We start from the raw sequence: 16865 nt of genomic DNA, 5'->3' as shown, positions 1-16865 counted from the left end.
AAATCCAGTTTAAAGTTCAAGTTATAAAGTTTCTTCCGGGCAACTTTAAATCTTGAACTTTGAACTTTAAACCAAAAGACAAATGAAAACAATAGCCGTAATAGGAGCAGGAACAATGGGCAATGGAATCGCCCATACTTTTGCCCAAAGTGGTTTTACCGTAAAATTAATTGATGTTTCGGAGCAATCTTTGGATAAGGGAATGGCAACAATTGCTGCCAATTTAGACCGAATGCTCACAAAAGGGACCATCACTGAAGAAGATAAAGTAAAAACGATTACTAATATAATCACGTACACAGATATCAGAGATGGTGTTGTAGGCGCCGATTTAGTGATTGAAGCAGCTACGGAAAACGTTGAGCTAAAACTAAATATTTTCAAGCAATTAAACGAAGCTTGTTCTCACAATACGATTTTGGCAACTAATACTTCTTCCATTTCCATTACACAAATTGGAGCCGTTGTAGCACATCCGGAGCGCGTTATCGGAATGCACTTTATGAATCCGGTACCAATTATGAAATTGGTGGAAATCATCCGCGGTTACAATACAAGTGATGAAGTGACCAAAACAATCATGACCCTTTCTGAAAAATTAGGAAAAACACCAGTGGAAGTCAACGATTATCCAGGTTTTGTTGCCAATAGAATTTTGATGCCCATGATCAATGAAGCCATCGAAACAGTATACAACCAGGTCGCTGGCGTTTATGAAATTGACACGGTGATGAAACTCGGAATGGGTCATCCGATGGGACCTTTACAACTAGCTGATTTTATTGGCCTTGATGTCTGTTTAGCTATTCTAAATGTAATGTACGACGGATTCAAAAACCCAAAATACGCCCCTTGCCCACTATTGGTAAACATGGTTCGGGCCGGAAAAATGGGAGTGAAATCCGGAGCAGGATTTTACGATTATTCGGAAAGCAAAAAAGCAGAAAAGATTGCTAAACAATTTATTTAAAAGTCACAGTTTCCAGTCGTAGTTTTCAGGTTGATTAACTGAAAACTACAACTGGAACTGAAAACTAAATCAAATGGCCAAAATAGTTCCTTTCAAAGCAGTTCGTCCCACTCGAGATAAAGTTTGTCTTGTAACTTGCAGTTCTTACGATGAATACTCAGCAGCGGAACTTGCTGCGCAATTGGATTTTAATCCTTTGTCTTTTTTACATATCCTAAAACCGGCCTATACCAATCAGGAAACGGTTTCTTACGAAAAAAGATACCGTCAGGTACATCAAAAATACCATGAGTTCAAGAACGAAATTATTTTGGTTAAAGATAATAAACCAGCAATTTACATTCATAAAATTATAACCAAAACCCAATCGTTTGCCGGAATTATTGTTGGGACAAGCATTGAAGATTATCGCAATAATGTAATCAAAAAGCATGAAGATATATTGGCTTTCAGAGTACGATTGCTTAAAGATTATATGAAATATTCAGGATTCAATACCGAACCTGTTTTGATGACGTATCCTGATAATAAAACAATAGAAAACTGGATTTTCAACTGTACTCAAAAACTAGCCGATTTTGAGTTTTCAACTACCAAAAAAGAAATTCATTACCTGTGGAAGATTGAAGATTCTTTAGAAATAGACTGGATTCAGAACCTCTTTGCAAAAACAGAAAATCTCTATATCGCGGATGGCCATCATCGTACCGAAGCTTTAAAATTATTATCTGAAGAAAATGAAAATCCGGAAAACACTGCTAACGATTATATTTTAAGTTATCTGATTTCCGAAAACAACGTCAAAATATACGAATTCAATCGTTTGGTAAAAGACTTAAATGGTCTGTCAAAAGAGGATTTCATTATAGAATTAGATAAAAATTTCATTGTTGAAAACAAACACCAGCAACCTTTTAAACCTGCTGAAAAACATCAGTTCGGAATGTACCTTGACACTGAATTTTATAGCTTAGTTTTACGCAAAGAAAAGGAAGATTTCGAAACTGCTTTGGATAGTTTAGATACTCAAATTTTATATGAAAAAGTACTATTACCACTGCTTGCGATTAAAGATTTACGCAATGATGAACGCATTGAATACCTCTCCGGTAAACATTCCATTTTAGAAATAAAACAAAAAATTGATCAGGAAGAGTTTGAAGTTGGTTTTATTCTCTTTCCGTCTAATATAAAAGAAATTAAAGCATTGGCCGATAACAATTTGATTATGCCTCCAAAAAGCACTTATATAGAACCAAAGTTCAGAAGTGGTTTAGTGATTTATGAATTTTAAATTCCTATTTTAAAAAAATAATAAAAGATTAAAAATGTCAATAGCCAGTAATTTACTTTCCATAAAATCCACTTTACCCGAGCAGGTAACCCTTGTTGCAGTTTCAAAAACCAAACCCATTCCTGATTTGATGGAAGCTTATGATGCTGGTCAACGGATTTTTGGAGAAAACAAAATCCAGGAAATGGCCGAGAAATGGGAACAAATGCCCAAAGACATTCAATGGCATATGATCGGTCACGTTCAGACCAATAAAGTCAAATTTATGGCACAATTTGTGCACTTGATTCATGGAGTCGATAGTTTGAAATTATTACAGGAAATCAACAAACAAGCAAAAAAAAACAATCGAATCATCGATTGCTTATTGCAGATTTATATTGCTGAAGAAGAAACTAAATTTGGTCTTGACCAGAAAGAACTTGCTTCTCTCCTGTCATCAAATGAATTTCAGGAAATGAAAAACATTCGAATCGTCGGACTAATGGGCATGGCAACATTTACGAACAATAAAGATCAGATCAAAAAAGAATTCACGCATTTGAAATCAATTTTTGACGGTTTACAACCGCTACAAACTGAAAACCTCAAATTAAAAACCATTTCGATGGGAATGTCTGGCGATTATCAACTCGCAATTGAGTGTGGCAGCACAATGGTTCGAATAGGAAGTAGTATCTTTGGAGGAAGAAATTGATTTTGACCAAAGCGAAAGTAACCCGGCACAGCTCTTTCATAACTTAAAACTTTAAATAGTAAACAAAAGATTTGTACGCAATACTCGACATAGAAACCACTGGAGGACAATTCAACGAAGAAGGAATCACTGAAATAGCTATCTATAAATTCGATGGCCATGAAGTGGTGGATCAATTCATCAGTTTAGTCAATCCTGAAATTCCGATTCAGCCCTTTGTAGTGAAACTGACTGGGATTAATAATGCCATGTTAAGCTCTGCTCCCAAGTTTTTTGAAGTTGCTAAACGCATCATTGAAATGACCAGTGATTGTGTGATTGTCGCTCATAATGCTTCCTTTGACTACAGAATCCTGAGAACCGAATTCAGACGATTAGGATATGATTTTGAAGCCAGAACACTTTGCACTGTTGAATTAGCCAAAAAATTAATCCCGGAACAACAATCCTATAGTTTAGGAAAACTGGTTCGCGCCCTTGGAATACCAATGGCTGACAGACATAGAGCCAGTGGCGATGCAATGGCAACGGTAAAATTATTCAAAATGCTTTTGGAGAAAGATTTAGAAAAAGAAATTGTAAAAGATTTTATTAAACTGGAAATCGAAAAAGGAATCGCTCCAAAATTAGTGGATATTGTTGCGAGCTTGCCTGCTAAAACGGGAACCTATTACATTCATAACGAAAAAGGGAATCTGATTTATATTGGCAAAAGCCGCAACATAAAAAAACGCATCAACCAGCATTTTACTGGAACTTCTGCAAAATGCAAGAAAATCCAGGCCGAAGTTTTTACAGTAACTTACGATGAAACCGGAAGCGAATTAATCGCTTTATTGAAGGAAAGCGAAGAAATAAAAGTCAATAAACCTATCTATAATCGCGCGCAAAGAAAAAGCTTTTTCCAATTGGCTTTGTATGCTGAAAAAGACGAAAAAGGGTACCTCAATTTAAAACTTCAAAAAGCGGATGGCCGAAAAAAAGAAATAACTTCGTTTACCTCGTTACAGGAAGGAAAAAATGCATTATTCAGAATCACTTCCCATTACAATTTATGTCAAAAGTTAACGGGTTTATATGTTTCAAAAACAAACTGTTTTCAGTACAACATAAAAGAGTGTGACGGTGCTTGTATCGGAGCCATTTCTCCAGAAGAATACAATGCAAGGGTTCAGCGTTTTATCGATAAAAACAGTTTCGAAAATCAAACCATGGTGCTTATCGACCGAGGAAGAACCATCAACGAACGCAGTGCGGTCTTAATCGAAAACGGTATTTACAAAGGATATGCTTTTTATGATTTAAACTATCAGATCAACACTATCGAAATCCTTAGAAATATTATAATTCCAATGCAAAACAATCGCGACATACGAAATATTATTCAGGGTCATGTTCGCAAAAGCAAAACACTAAAAATTGTAAAATTTTAATCATATTCCAGTAGTTACCAATTAAATATGCAAAGAATAAAGACAAAATTTGATAGTTTTAGACAAAAGACCAATGTGGTGATCTACGGAACAAATACAGCTTCCGGACGCTTATTTGACCTTATTCTTTTAGGAATTATTCTACTAAGTGTCATCATTGTTATGCTCGAAACGGTCAAAGGTTTTGACATAAAGTACCATCAGCAATTGATTGTTTTGGAATGGATTATCACCGTTTTCTTTACTTTAGAATATTTTCTCAGAATACTGTCCATAAATAAACCTATAAAGTACATTTTCAGTTTCTATGGCATTATTGACTTAATAGCAATTTTACCGATGTATTTGTCTTTCATTTTGGCAGGAGCAAGTGTTTTAACGGTCGTTCGGGCTATTAAATTGCTGCGATTATTCAAGATTTTGAAACATCCAAAATTTTCCAGCCAATCCATTCACTTAAAAGAAGCATTGATTGCGAGCAGAGGCAAAATACTTATTTTTATCTACTTTATGCTAATCAGCAGTATCATAATAGGTTCTGTAATGTATATCGTTGAAGGAAAAGAAGGCGGCTTTACAAGTATTCCCACCAGTATTTATTGGACAATCGTAACGCTCACAACCGTTGGATACGGGGATATATCACCCATTACACCTTTGGGACAATTCATTGCCTCTTTCGTCATGATAATGGGCTACGGAGTCATTGCGGTACCCACCGGAATTGTTACGGCGGAATTTGCCACAACCATTCGTAGAAAAACAGTATCTGATAAAATTAATCCGTGTCCCAGTTGTGGAACCGAAGGACATCCATATAACGCAAAATACTGCTATCATTGTGGTGCCTATTTAAAATAATACTAATTTGAAGCCTATTATTAATCGAGTTGTTTTTCTAAGGATAAAAGGGACCATGGGTTACCCTTTACACAAAGAAAAAACAATTTTTATAACTAGGGTTCGTTTCCATCTGGGCTAGAAAAACATGAAATACTTAATAACCATTATCGGACCTACGGCTATCGGAAAAACTTCCCTGAGCATTGTATTGGCCAATTATTTTAAATGTGATATTCTTTCCTGTGACAGCCGACAGTTTTTTAGGGAAATGACTGTTGGAACTGCTGTACCAAGCGCAACGGAATTGGCAGCTGCTACACATCATTTCATCCAAAATAAATCCATCTTCGAGAATTACACCGTTGGCGATTTCGAGAAAGAAGCCATTGCTACACTCAACGAATTATTTCTGACAAATGACTATGCGATTCTGGTGGGCGGCTCCGGTTTGTATGTAGATGCGATCCTGAAAGGTTTTGATGAATTTCCTGAAATTGACGCTACAGTACGTTCTGAAATAACGGCTAATTACGAAAAATTAGGCATCGGTTATTTGCAACAAAAACTAGAAACACTGGATCCTGATCATTATAAAAACCTTACAGCCGAGAACCCTCAAACATTGCAAAATCCGCAACGGATGATGCGTTTTGTCGAAGTATGTCTGGGTTCCGGAAAACCGTATTCTTCTTTTTTAAAACAGAAACAAAACACGCGTAACTTCACACCTATTGTAATCGGTTTAGAAGCTGACAGAAAAATCATTTACAGCCGAATCAATCAGCGTGTCGACATAATGATGACAGAGGGGTTTCTGGCAGAGGCTAAAAATTTATTTCCAAACAAGGAATTGAACGCATTACAAACAGTGGGTTACAGGGAATTATTTGGTTATTTTGACCGAGAAATCTCGTTGGAATTTGCAATTGAAGAAATAAAGAAAAATACGCGAAGGTTCTCCAAACGTCAATTAACCTGGTTCAAAAGAAATGAAAACACCAAGTGGTTTGACTTTGAAACTCCCTATGAAGCTATTGTCGATTACATCAATTCAAAAAAATACAACACACAGAAAATAAGGAAACAATTTTAGACTATTTTACAAAATTATAATTTTCAAATATGCCAATAGCTCCAAATTTCACTTCTGTTTTAAGCAGGGATTGGGAAATCAATTTTACACAATGTGCGCCAAATGGTTTTTTAAAGTATACTGATTTGTGTAATATTTTGCAGTTAACGGCTGCGGCACATTCAGAAATTGGCGGGATTAGTTTTTTGGATATGCAGGAATTCAACCAAGCTTGGGTTTTGAGCCGAATGCGTGTTGAAATCACTAAATTACCCAAATGGGGGGATATCGTAACTGTAAAAACGTGGATCAATTCGTTAGAAAGCTCCCGTTCGGTACGTGCTTTAGAAATGTATGTTAACGGAGATAAAATTGTAGGATCGGAGACTTTTTGGGCTGTTTTTAACACTAAAATCCGCAGACCGGAAGCTTTGTCCTTACCGTTTGAACATTTTGAATTGTATCCGGAAAAAAGAGCCACCCAGAAAGGATTTTCCAAGATTAATTTCAACCATGAAAAAGAAATTGTTTTTGAAAAGACCGTATTCTTGTCGGATTTAGATATTGTAAATCATGTCAATAATGTAAAATACCTGGAATGGTGTTTGGATTTGGTTGATGAAAAATTAATTCTGAATCAAGTCATTAAAAGTTTTGAAATGAATTTCCTTAAAGAATTATCATTAAAGGACAAAGTAATAATCCATGAAAATATTGCTGAAAACGAAACTATTTTCAGTATAACGAAAGAAGATAAAACCAGCTACGCTTTACAGCTGAATTTTGAATAAATTCCCTCTAAACAAACAAATAGCATACCCAAAAAAAAGGCTCCGATTTCTCGAAGCCTGCTTTGTTTATACTGCTGTTTTGTTTTTAACAACTAATCTAAATCCTTCACCGTGGATGTTTAAGATTTCAACATCTTCATCCAGTTTCAAATATTTTCTTAACTTAGCGATATACACATCCATACTTCTGGAAGTAAAGTAGTTATCATCTCTCCATATTTTTGTCAACGCTAATTCTCTTGGCATTAAATCATTTTCATGAAGAATCAGCATTTTCAATAACTCATTCTCTTTTGGAGACAATTTTATTGGCTCTTCATTATCATAGGTTAGAAAACGTAGTTTAGAATTCAGATGGAATTTACCAATATTAAATTCAAATTGAACCTGTTCCGCTTTTGTATCAGACGATTTTCTTTGAATAATTGCTTTTATTTTCATCAATAAAACTTCAGAATCAAAGGGTTTGTTCAAATAATCATCGGCACCCGCTTTATATCCTTTCAGCACATCTTCTTTCATCGATTTTGCTGTTAAGAAAATAATTGGCACTTCATTGTTCTTTTCTCTGATTTCTTTAGCTAGTGTATAGCCATCTTTATAGGGCATCATTACATCTAGAATACATAAATCGTACGTATCTTTTTTGAACTTTTCAAATCCTTCCATTCCATTTTTTGCTAAAGTGACATCAAAATCATTTAGCATTAAATAATCTTTTAGCACTGCACCAAAATTAAGGTCGTCTTCAACTAAAAGTATTTTTTTATTTACATTTTCCATATTTTAATTTATTAATGGTAATTTTATTATGAAGGTACTTCCTTTTCCCTTTTCACTTTCTACATAAACCTGACCATTATGGTCTTCAACTATCCTTTTTACATATGCCAGACCTAACCCGTGTCCTTTAACATTATGGATATCTCCCGTATGTTCTCTATAAAATTTCTCAAAAATTCTTTTCTGAGCCACTTTACTCATTCCCAATCCATTATCTTTTACTTTGATAATAACCATGTCTTTAACATTTTCGGTATACACATCAATCTCCGGAACATTCGGGGAATATTTTATTGCATTTTCTAAAATATTAACGAGTACATTCGTAAAATGAACATCATTAATTAAAACCGTAGTCCTACTGGCGTCAAAATGACTTGTAATCGTTCCATGCCTGTCTTCTAAAATCAAATTCACATGCTCAATTGCATCATTAATAACGTCCTGAATGTTATTGGAATCTTTATTAATGTCTAATTCTTTTTTCTCCAGTTTAGAGATTCTTAAAACATTTTCAACCTGAGCGTGCATCCGTTTATTTTCATCCCTGATCATTTGCAGGTATCGAAATACCTTTTCCTTGTCATCAATAATCTTTGGATTCTTAATGGCGTCCAAAGCTAAATTAATCGTCGCTATAGGAGTTTTAAACTCATGTGTCATATTATTAATAAAATCCGTTTTTATTTCAGATATGTGACGTTGACGAATCAATTGGTTCAATGCGCTCGAATACGCTATAATAATAATAAGCGTAAATATGATTGAAAGTATGGTTATACTAACAAGCTCCGATAATAAAAATTTCTTTTTATGAGGAAAAGTAACCAGTAACTGATACTTACTGTTCCCTTCATTATCACTAAATATAGGAATCGAATACGTGGCATCCCTATCATACTTAAAATTATCCGACTTTATTTTAGTTGCCAAATTACTGCTGTATATACCAAATTCAAATTTTGTATTTACACCGTATTCCTCTAATTCTTTTTTTATCAGTTTCTTTACTGTTTCTTTTGAAACTCTTTCTTCAAGTGGCATTGCAGCTGCAATATCCTTAAAGAAAATTTCAAATTGCGCATTATCCAAAACATCTAAATTTCCGGATTTTTCAATCCTTACATCTGGTATCAAACTTTGCTGAACACCTGGATTATCTATGTTCTTATTGTTATAAACCTCAGTAACACGTTTAGAATTAAAACTCTTAAACTTTTCGCGGTCAAATTTTTTATCAAAGAACGTTGAAGATATATCGTAATCTTCAGTTCCAATCATATTTGAATATTTTATGATCTCATTTGTTTTAGGATTCTTTTGAACGTAATAAAACTCTAATAAATCATTCTTTTTGGGAATCTTTCCGGTACTGTCTTTATAATGATTGTATTTATCATAAAAACTATAGGCTTCCTGTTGCTGCAATTTATTGGCTACATTGCCAATAACCTGCTTGACATGAAATTTGAACTGCTCATCATTGTTTTTAAATGAGGTATTAAACCAATACACCTGAACAAGAATAATCCCTATAAGGGACAAACTCATCAACAATACAAGCAATCTAAAAAAAAGTTTATTCATCGAGACAAAATTAGTATTTTAACAATATATTAAATAATACATTAACCAAACATTAACATCTAAGACTCGTTTTGTTTAATCTTTAAAATTTTAAGAATTTTAACAACTTCTGTTTTTGCCGCTTCAATGGATGTATTTTTGATAACAAAATCGCTTTTTGAAATGCGCTCTTCGTCAGTCCACTGTGCCTTTATTCGCTTTAAAACAAGTTCGCGTGTCGTTTCATCACGTTCCACAACCCTCTGAATCCTTGATGCTAGCGGAGCAGTGACCGTTATAATTAAATCACAATTTTTATAGCCTCCGCTTTCAAATAAAATGGCCGCTTCATAAATAACATAAGGTGCTGCCCTATATTGCAAGAGCCATTGATCAAAATGTCTTCTTACCGCAGGGTGAACAATTTTATTGAGTTCTTTTAATTTTTCGGGATCATTGAATACGATGGCCGCTAATTGCTCTCTATTCAGGACTCCATTTTCAAAAATAGCAGTACCAAATACCTTTTTAATGGCCGCAATAATTTCTGATGACTGCATAATTTTCTTAGCCTCATCATCAGCAATGTAAACAGGAATGCCAAATGATTGGAAATAATTCGCAATGGTTGTTTTTCCACTTCCAATCCCGCCTGTTAAACCAATTATTTTTGTCATATTATTTTTTGAAAAATAACTCCGGAAATGCCTCTTGTGGTTTTTGTTTGAGCACGATGATTTTTATAAATGATTCTAAAAACCCTGTTCCGTAACCATAAAATTGTTTCCAGACGGCTATCAATGATAAATACCCAATTTTGACACTTTTGTTCTGATAAGTAGACACCAAAAATAATACCAAAAAATAAACAAAATACAACTGAAGCAGCTGATCAAAATTGAAAACCAATAATAGCAGGGAGATAAAAAAACCTATTATAAAAACAGAAGGAAAGAAAAAAGTGAGTTTACCGTATTGTGGGTACCAACTGTTAAGTATGGGTCTTGCTTTACCAAACTTATTTACCTGAATGGAGAACTTATCCCAATCAATTCTTCTTTTGTGATACACGAAGGCCTTTGGAAAAAGTTTGGTTTCAAATCCTAAATTCCATAAACGAATCGATAAATCCGGATCTTCACCAGGATGAATATTCCCAAACCCTTTGGATGCCTCAAAAGCTTTTCGAGACAATCCCATGTTAAAACTTCGGGGCTGGAACTTATCGATTTTTTCTGAACCACCTCTAATTCCGCCAGTGGTAAGAAACGAGGTCATTGCAAAATTGATGGCTTTCTGAATATCTGAAAAACTATCTAAAGCTTTATCGGGACCTCCAAAACAATCCACATAATTTTGCTTCAGTGCTTTGTCTACCTCATTTAAATACATTTCAGGAATAATACAGTCCGAGTCAAAAATAATAAAATAATCGCCCCTGGCCTTAGTCATTCCGTAATTTCTGGAATCACCGGGGCCCGAATTTTCTTTGTAGTAATAGGAAATATCTAGTCTGTCACCATATTTTTGAGCAACATCCTTACACGGTAAAGTGGATCCGTCTTCAACAATAACAATTTCAAAAATTTCGTTGTAAGTTGAATGGGACAAACTTTCCAAAAGTTCATCAACTTCGTCCGGGCGATTGTATACTGGTATGATTAGGGAAAATAACATAATGTAGGTATGTGGTATTAAACATGTTTTTAGGCTCAGATAATTTTAACAAATATAATCTTTATCCTAAAAAAACCATTAACTATTAGTTGATGGTTTTATAACTATTTTTATTTTTTTATAAAAAATAATGCATCTTAATTTCAAAGGGATAAACCATTGTGAAATTAAGATGCATTACCGATCTAACTATTTAATTTAGTACATACGATTACCCAATACTTTCGATATTGACCACTTCGTTTGCCTCTGCTTTATAGTCTATCCCTTCAACATCAAAGCCAAAGAGATTATAAAAATCTTTTCTGTATCCTTCTAAATCACCTATTTCCGATAAGTTTTCAGTGACAGCATCTATCCATAATTTAGCTACTTTTTCCTGAACATCAGAACGCATTTCTAAATCATCAATACGAATTCTTCCTTTCTCATCGACAGGAACTTCATTTCCGGTGTACAATCTTTCTTGGTATAGACGCTGAATTTGCTCAATACAACCTTCGTGGATTCCTTCTTCTTTCATTATTTTGTACAATAAAGAAATATACAATGGAATAACAGGAATCGCTGAACTTGCTTGTGTTACCAACGCTTTATTTACAGAAACAAATGCTTTCCCATTAATAGCAGCTAAGCTGTCAGCAATAGCAAATGCAGTCGCTTCAAGATGATCTTTGGCATGACCAATAGTACCTTTTCTATAAACTGCTTCAGTTAATGAGGGCCCAATATAAGAATAGGCAACCGTTGTAGCGCCCGGAGCCAGTAAATTTTCTGCTTTTAAAGCATCAATCCACATGGCCCAATCTTCACCACCCATTACAGCAATCGTATTTTCAATATCATCACCGCTGGACGGTTCAATAGAAATTTCCGAAACTTTACCTGAATGAAAATCAACCGTTTTATTTGTAAAAGTACTTCCGATTGGTTTCAAAACGGAACGATGCAATACACCGGTAACCGGATGAACACGAACAGGAGAAGCCAGACTATAAATCACTAGATCAATTTGACCTAAATCAGCTTTGATAAGGTCTAATGTCTGATTTTTTATTTCATTAGAAAAAGCATCTCCATTGATACTTTTTGCATACAAACCTGCTTTATGCGCCTCCTTTTCGAAAGCAGCAGAATTATACCAGCCTGGTGAAGCTGTTTTACCTTCTGAAGGAGGTTTTTCAAAAAATACACCAATCGTTCCCGCACCGGAACCAAAAGCACTTGTAATTCTGGAAGCCAGACCAAAACCGGTTGAAGCTCCAATTACCAAGACTTTTTTAGCCCCGTTAATAGGCCCTTTTGATTTTACATATTCTATTTGATTTTTAACATTTTGTTCGCATCCTTTTGGGTGAGATGTCGTACAAATAAATCCTCTCATTCTAGGTTCTATAATCATATGTGGTTATTCTTTAATTTAATTTTTTTGTATACTTGTTTTTCAGCTTTTGCAAAATATTTTCTAAAAGGGAGCAAATATAAAGCAAAATATTAGTTCAACAAGGCTTTTGCGTGATTTAAGGCTGATTCAGAAACGATAGTCCCCGATAACATTTGTGCAATTTCCACGACCCTGTCTTCCTCGTTCAACAACTTCAATTCTGATTGTGTATCGTCCCCGACAGTCGATTTAAATACTTTGAAATGTGCACTTCCTTTTGCAGCGATCTGAGGTAAATGAGTGATGGCAAATATTTGCATCTGCTGGCTCATTTCTTTCATGATTTCTCCCATTCTGACTGCAATCTCTCCCGATACACCGGTGTCAATTTCATCAAAAATCAGTGTCGGTAATTTTGAATATTGTGCCAATATTGCCTTAACAGCCAGCATAATTCTGGACATTTCTCCACCGGAAGCCACTTTTTTCAACAAACCAAAATCAGTTCCTTTATTGGCAGAAAATAAAAACTGAAGTTCATCTTTACCATTTTGAAAATACGTCTCACCAGTATTAATATCGATTTTGAAACGGACGTTAGGCATTCCCAACGTTTCTAAAATCGCAATTAACTTTTGAGATAAAACCGGAATGGATTCGAATCTATTCGTATGAATTATCGTCGCCATGGCATCCAATGTCGTTGTTTTTTGTTCAATCGAATGCGTCAATGTTAGGATCTCTTCTTCGATATTTCCTAATTCTAAAACTGAATTTTCCAAGGCAGCCTGGATTTCAAGCAATTCATCCACCGTGGTAACCTGATGCTTCTTTTGCAAATTAAAAATAACCTGCAACTTTTGACTAATTAAGTCCAGTTGCTCCGGATCATTAATTAGTTTCTCCGAACAGCGATTCATCTCTTCTGAAATATCATCAAACTCAATCGTTACACTTGTAATCCTTTCTAATAAAGCATGGTAATCCGCTGAAAAAGGAGCTATTTTTTGTAATGAAATTTTAATTTCTTTCAGATTATTCATCACTCCAATCTGCTCTTCGTTAGCAATAGCCAACCCTTTATCGATCGATTCTTTAATAATCTCAACATTGTTCAACTTCTCAAAATCAGCTTCAAGAATTTCCTGCTCGCCCGATTTTAATTGTGCCACAACTAATTCATCTAATAAAAAAGTATTGTATTCCTGTTCTTTCTTAGATTCGCTTTGTCGTTTCAGTAACGAATTCAATTTGGATTTGTCCGATTTATAACTTTTTAAAAGCGATTGGTAATCCAGAATAGTCTCTTTATTATTGGCAATGGCATCGATAATATCGAACTGAACATTTTCATCCGAAAGTTCCTGGGTTTGCTGTTGCGAATGGATATCAATTAAGAACAGACTCAGTTCCTGAAGTTCCTGAAGATTTACAGGACTGTCATTGATAAAAGCTCTTGATTTTCCTGAAGGGAGAATTTCACGTCTAATGATAGTTTCATTTTCATAGTCCAAATCATTGGCATCAAAAAAGGGTAACAAATTATACTTTGAAATTTCAAAATGAGCTTCAATAATACACTTTTCTTCTTTATTCTTTAAAGAAGTTAAGTCTGCTCTTTTTCCTAAAACCAGTCCCAATGCTCCTAAAATTATTGATTTACCAGCACCTGTTTCTCCTGTGATTGTTGAAAAACCTTTTGAAAAATCGATAGTCAATTTTTCTATTAAAGCATAGTTTTTTATCGAAAGTGACGTTATCATTTATATATTGTTTTGTGATGAGGAGCTAAAAATTAAACTAAAACTGAAATCCAATTAATATTTTATTAGCACCCATTTACTTGAATTCAAAGGAGAAATTTTATTTAGATTATCGACTAAATCCGATATAGTTATATTTGGTCCACCAGAAAAGATAGAAACGATTTCATCTGATTTGGCATCAAAAAAAACACGCGTTAAAAAGGCATTAGGTCTTGAAGCATTTAATTTTGCCAGATTAATTAACGAACCTTTTATTTTTTCTTTAGCGGCTTTTAAATCCTGACTCATCAAGTCTAATCCGGTATGATAGTCGTATAGGGTCTGTCTGACCTGTTTGAATGCTGGGGATAAAATATCGTTTATCAAAAAATATCGGTTTTGATTTCCATCCGTTTGACCCCATCCTTTCGAACCACCTTGCTGTGCAACATTGGAAATATTTTGGGCTATTTCAAAATTTGGATTTCCAGATTCCAAAACAAAAGTATCCGAATCCATTCCTAAAATTACATAACTGTAAAACGCCAGTACTGAAACTAAGTTAGAATCAAAAGTAGTTGGATTAAAAATTAAATTTTCAAACTCGGTATATCTAAAACTAAAGTCTTTGTCATTATAATTTAATACGGGAGACGCATAAGAGGAATTAAAAACCGGTCTTGATGATTGCACCTGAATAGTGGCAGTAAATTGGTCCGCGCTATTCGATGAAACGGTGATATACATCGAACAGTTAATCTTTTCGTTTTGCTTAAAAGTCTGGCCAGTCCAATCCGTCTTATTTACGAATTCACTTATTGATGTCTCCAGCGTCTTGAAAACTTGCTGATTTGCATTACTTAATTTTTGTGCATTTACTGTCACGGTACAATTTAACTGTTGCGCTTGTGTAAGCCCAAAAGTCAGTAGTAAAAGAAAAGTAATTATTTTATTCATCTGTAGCTTTCTATTGTTTCTTATGGGTCATCAGTAAATCACACACCATCATTGCCTTTTGAATGGTAATCTGCTAGCTCATTTGATAAAAGTGCGCCATTACTTTATTTAGAATATCATCGGCAACTGCCTCTTTTGATTTCAATTCCATGGCTTCAATGGTAAAAAACTTATCTATAAAAGTAACTTTATTTGTTGCTTTTCCAAAACCAGCTCCTTGATCCTGCAATGAATTTAGAACTATCAAATCTAAGTTTTTTTTCTGAATTTTCAACTTAGCATTTTCAATTTCATTTTCTGTTTCCAAAGCAAAACCAATTAAAAACTGATTTTTTTTACTTTGGCCTAAAGAAGCTAAAATATCTTTTGTTTTCTCCAGTTCAATAGTAAAATCTTCAGCATTCTTTTTTATCTTTTGCGAAGCTGCCTGCTTAGGCTTATAATCCGCAACTGCAGCAGCTGCAATTACAACATCCACATCAGCATAATAAAGATGACAGGCATCATACATTTCCTGAGCAGAAATCACCGGAATCACTTTAATCAGTGGATGGCTCACTTTGCAATGTGTAGGACCGGCAACTAACAGTACAGAAGCTCCCAGATTTGCTGCACTTGAGGCAATATCAAAACCCATTTTTCCTGAAGAATGATTTCCTATAAAACGTACAGGATCTATCGCTTCGTATGTAGGACCGGCAGTAATTAATATTTTTTTTCCTTTTAATGGCAATCTGCTTTCTAAATCAGCTTCTATAAAGGCAACAATGTGTTCCGGTTCAGCCATTCTTCCTTCTCCTGAAAGTCCACTTGCCAATTCGCCACTTTCAGCGGGAATTATGGTGTCCCCAAATTGAGTCAAAGAGAAAAAATTAGCAATGGTGGAGGGATGCTTATACATATCCAAATCCATTGCAGGTGCATAGTACACAGGACATTTTGCCGATAAATAGGCTGCAATCAGAAGATTATCACAAGTACCTTTTACCATTTTTGACAAGGTATTAGCAGTAGCAGGAGCAATAACCATCAGATCAGCCCAAAGTGCCAGTTCAACGTGGTTATTCCATTCTTTTTCGTTTTGTTGTGCTCCTTCGCCTTGTAGGTCCGGGTTGTCGTCTTGTTTGTAAAAGCTGGAATATACAGGATTTTTAGATAACGTCGCTAACGTTAATGGAGTGATAAAATCCTTAGAAGCAGGTGTCATTATCACTTGGACATGTGCACCTGCTTTTATGAAAAGTCGTACTAATGAAGCTGTTTTATAGGCTGCAATTCCACCAGAAATACCTAGTAAAATTTTCTTACCGCTTAAAACTGACATTACTACTATTACTTATTTGAATCTCTGTGGTAAATTTTACCATCTAACCATTCCTGAACTGCTAAAGCATGAGGCTTAGGCAATTTTTCATAAAATTTTGAAACCTCAATTTGCTCTTTGTTTTCAAAAACTTCTTCAAGACTATCATTATATGTAGCAAATTCTTCCAATTTCTCAGTCAATTCTTTTTTGATTTCAGAATTGATTTGGTTTGCTCTTTTAGCCATAATGGTTATCGCTTCATACACGTTCCCAGTAGGTTCTTCAATAACATTCTTGTTGTATGTTATTGTATTTACCGGAGCATTCGTCTTTTTTAAATCCATGAC

Annotated in this window: 16 protein-coding genes; 7 read left to right on the top strand and 9 right to left on the bottom strand. The window is 34.7% G+C overall.

The features are described 5' to 3' along the window. The first annotated feature begins 82 nt into the window (after positions 1-82). The 7 genes from ACNQGH_RS16105 (at position 83) to ACNQGH_RS16075 (ending at position 7100) form a co-directional block, all read left to right on the top strand. The gene (locus ACNQGH_RS16105) at positions 83-970 is read left to right on the top strand and encodes a 3-hydroxyacyl-CoA dehydrogenase family protein (protein ID WP_417957052.1); all 888 of its coding nucleotides are present in this window, start codon (positions 83-85) and stop codon (positions 968-970) included. A 73-nt stretch (positions 971-1043) separates the two neighbouring features. After that, positions 1044-2264: a DUF1015 domain-containing protein gene (locus tag ACNQGH_RS16100; protein WP_417957051.1), complete on the top strand. Its 1221-nt coding sequence runs from the start codon at positions 1044-1046 to the stop codon at positions 2262-2264. Positions 2265-2298: 34 nt separating this feature from the next. Beyond that, on the top strand, positions 2299-2961 hold the full coding sequence (locus ACNQGH_RS16095) for a YggS family pyridoxal phosphate-dependent enzyme (RefSeq protein WP_417957050.1): 663 nt from the start codon (positions 2299-2301) through the stop codon (positions 2959-2961). Positions 2962-3032: 71 nt separating this feature from the next. Next, positions 3033-4394: an exonuclease domain-containing protein gene (locus tag ACNQGH_RS16090; protein ID WP_417957049.1), complete on the top strand. Its 1362-nt coding sequence runs from the start codon at positions 3033-3035 to the stop codon at positions 4392-4394. 27 nt (positions 4395-4421) lie between these two features. Further along, a complete protein-coding gene (locus ACNQGH_RS16085) occupies positions 4422-5255 on the top strand; it encodes an ion transporter (protein WP_417957048.1) in 834 nt (277 codons plus the stop codon). A 127-nt stretch (positions 5256-5382) separates the two neighbouring features. Beyond that, positions 5383-6330 (top strand): tRNA (adenosine(37)-N6)-dimethylallyltransferase MiaA, encoded by a 948-nt coding sequence (gene miaA, locus ACNQGH_RS16080; RefSeq protein WP_417957047.1) that lies wholly within the window; start codon positions 5383-5385, stop codon positions 6328-6330. A 29-nt stretch (positions 6331-6359) separates the two neighbouring features. Next, the gene (locus ACNQGH_RS16075; protein WP_417957046.1) at positions 6360-7100 is read left to right on the top strand and encodes an acyl-[acyl-carrier-protein] thioesterase; all 741 of its coding nucleotides are present in this window, start codon (positions 6360-6362) and stop codon (positions 7098-7100) included. Positions 7101-7166: 66 nt separating this feature from the next. Here the strand turns inward: ACNQGH_RS16075 and ACNQGH_RS16070 are convergent, their stop codons facing one another. The 9 genes from ACNQGH_RS16070 to ACNQGH_RS16030 form a co-directional block, all read right to left on the bottom strand. Beyond that, positions 7167-7883, bottom strand: coding sequence for a response regulator transcription factor (locus tag ACNQGH_RS16070; RefSeq protein WP_417957045.1), 717 nt, complete (start codon positions 7881-7883; stop codon positions 7167-7169). A 3-nt stretch (positions 7884-7886) separates the two neighbouring features. Beyond that, positions 7887-9470 carry a sensor histidine kinase gene (locus tag ACNQGH_RS16065; protein ID WP_417957044.1) on the bottom strand — a complete coding sequence of 528 codons (1584 nt, stop codon included), beginning with the start codon at positions 9468-9470 and terminating at the stop codon, positions 7887-7889. A gap of 59 nt (positions 9471-9529) precedes the next feature. Continuing rightward, positions 9530-10126, bottom strand: coding sequence for a dephospho-CoA kinase (coaE, locus tag ACNQGH_RS16060; protein ID WP_417957043.1), 597 nt, complete (start codon positions 10124-10126; stop codon positions 9530-9532). A gap of 1 nt (position 10127) precedes the next feature. Then, complete coding sequence (locus tag ACNQGH_RS16055; RefSeq protein WP_417957042.1) at positions 10128-11126, bottom strand: glycosyltransferase family 2 protein; 999 nt, start codon at positions 11124-11126, stop codon at positions 10128-10130. Positions 11127-11337: 211 nt separating this feature from the next. Beyond that, positions 11338-12528: an enoyl-ACP reductase FabV gene (gene fabV, locus ACNQGH_RS16050; protein WP_417957041.1), complete on the bottom strand. Its 1191-nt coding sequence runs from the start codon at positions 12526-12528 to the stop codon at positions 11338-11340. Between the two features lie 92 nt (positions 12529-12620). Beyond that, on the bottom strand, positions 12621-14273 hold the full coding sequence (gene recN, locus ACNQGH_RS16045) for a DNA repair protein RecN (RefSeq protein WP_417957039.1): 1653 nt from the start codon (positions 14271-14273) through the stop codon (positions 12621-12623). A 54-nt stretch (positions 14274-14327) separates the two neighbouring features. Further along, on the bottom strand, positions 14328-15212 hold the full coding sequence (porD, locus tag ACNQGH_RS16040) for a type IX secretion system protein PorD (RefSeq protein ID WP_417957038.1): 885 nt from the start codon (positions 15210-15212) through the stop codon (positions 14328-14330). A gap of 73 nt (positions 15213-15285) precedes the next feature. Beyond that, on the bottom strand, positions 15286-16536 hold the full coding sequence (coaBC, locus tag ACNQGH_RS16035) for a bifunctional phosphopantothenoylcysteine decarboxylase/phosphopantothenate--cysteine ligase CoaBC (RefSeq protein WP_417957037.1): 1251 nt from the start codon (positions 16534-16536) through the stop codon (positions 15286-15288). Between the two features lie 8 nt (positions 16537-16544). Further along, entirely contained in the window at positions 16545-16862 is a 318-nt protein-coding gene (locus tag ACNQGH_RS16030; RefSeq protein ID WP_035671643.1) for a DNA-directed RNA polymerase subunit omega, read from the bottom strand. Positions 16863-16865: the final 3 nt, after the last annotated feature.

The organism is Flavobacterium kochi (assembly GCF_048286715.1).
Lineage (GTDB): Bacteria > Bacteroidota > Bacteroidia > Flavobacteriales > Flavobacteriaceae > Flavobacterium.
This window is presented reverse-complemented; position numbering and strand designations above follow the sequence as displayed.

Bases quoted from the DNA above. Each gene is read 5' to 3' on its own strand.
- ACNQGH_RS16105 (WP_417957052.1), top strand. From the start codon at position 83: ATGAAAACAATAGCCGTAATAGGAGCAGGAACAATGGGCAATGGAATC.
- ACNQGH_RS16100 (WP_417957051.1), top strand. From the start codon at position 1,044: ATGGCCAAAATAGTTCCTTTCAAAGCAGTTCGTCCCACTCGAGATAAA.
- ACNQGH_RS16095 (WP_417957050.1), top strand. From the start codon at position 2,299: ATGTCAATAGCCAGTAATTTACTTTCCATAAAATCCACTTTACCCGAG.
- ACNQGH_RS16085 (WP_417957048.1), top strand. From the start codon at position 4,422: ATGCAAAGAATAAAGACAAAATTTGATAGTTTTAGACAAAAGACCAAT.
- miaA (WP_417957047.1), top strand. From the start codon at position 5,383: ATGAAATACTTAATAACCATTATCGGACCTACGGCTATCGGAAAAACT.
- ACNQGH_RS16075 (WP_417957046.1), top strand. From the start codon at position 6,360: ATGCCAATAGCTCCAAATTTCACTTCTGTTTTAAGCAGGGATTGGGAA.
- ACNQGH_RS16070 (WP_417957045.1), bottom strand. From the start codon at position 7,883: ATGGAAAATGTAAATAAAAAAATACTTTTAGTTGAAGACGACCTTAAT.
- ACNQGH_RS16065 (WP_417957044.1), bottom strand. From the start codon at position 9,470: ATGAATAAACTTTTTTTTAGATTGCTTGTATTGTTGATGAGTTTGTCC.
- coaE (WP_417957043.1), bottom strand. From the start codon at position 10,126: ATGACAAAAATAATTGGTTTAACAGGCGGGATTGGAAGTGGAAAAACA.
- ACNQGH_RS16055 (WP_417957042.1), bottom strand. From the start codon at position 11,126: ATGTTATTTTCCCTAATCATACCAGTATACAATCGCCCGGACGAAGTT.
- fabV (WP_417957041.1), bottom strand. From the start codon at position 12,528: ATGATTATAGAACCTAGAATGAGAGGATTTATTTGTACGACATCTCAC.
- recN (WP_417957039.1), bottom strand. From the start codon at position 14,273: ATGATAACGTCACTTTCGATAAAAAACTATGCTTTAATAGAAAAATTG.
- porD (WP_417957038.1), bottom strand. From the start codon at position 15,212: ATGAATAAAATAATTACTTTTCTTTTACTACTGACTTTTGGGCTTACA.
- coaBC (WP_417957037.1), bottom strand. From the start codon at position 16,536: ATGTCAGTTTTAAGCGGTAAGAAAATTTTACTAGGTATTTCTGGTGGA.
- ACNQGH_RS16030 (WP_035671643.1), bottom strand. From the start codon at position 16,862: ATGGATTTAAAAAAGACGAATGCTCCGGTAAATACAATAACATACAAC.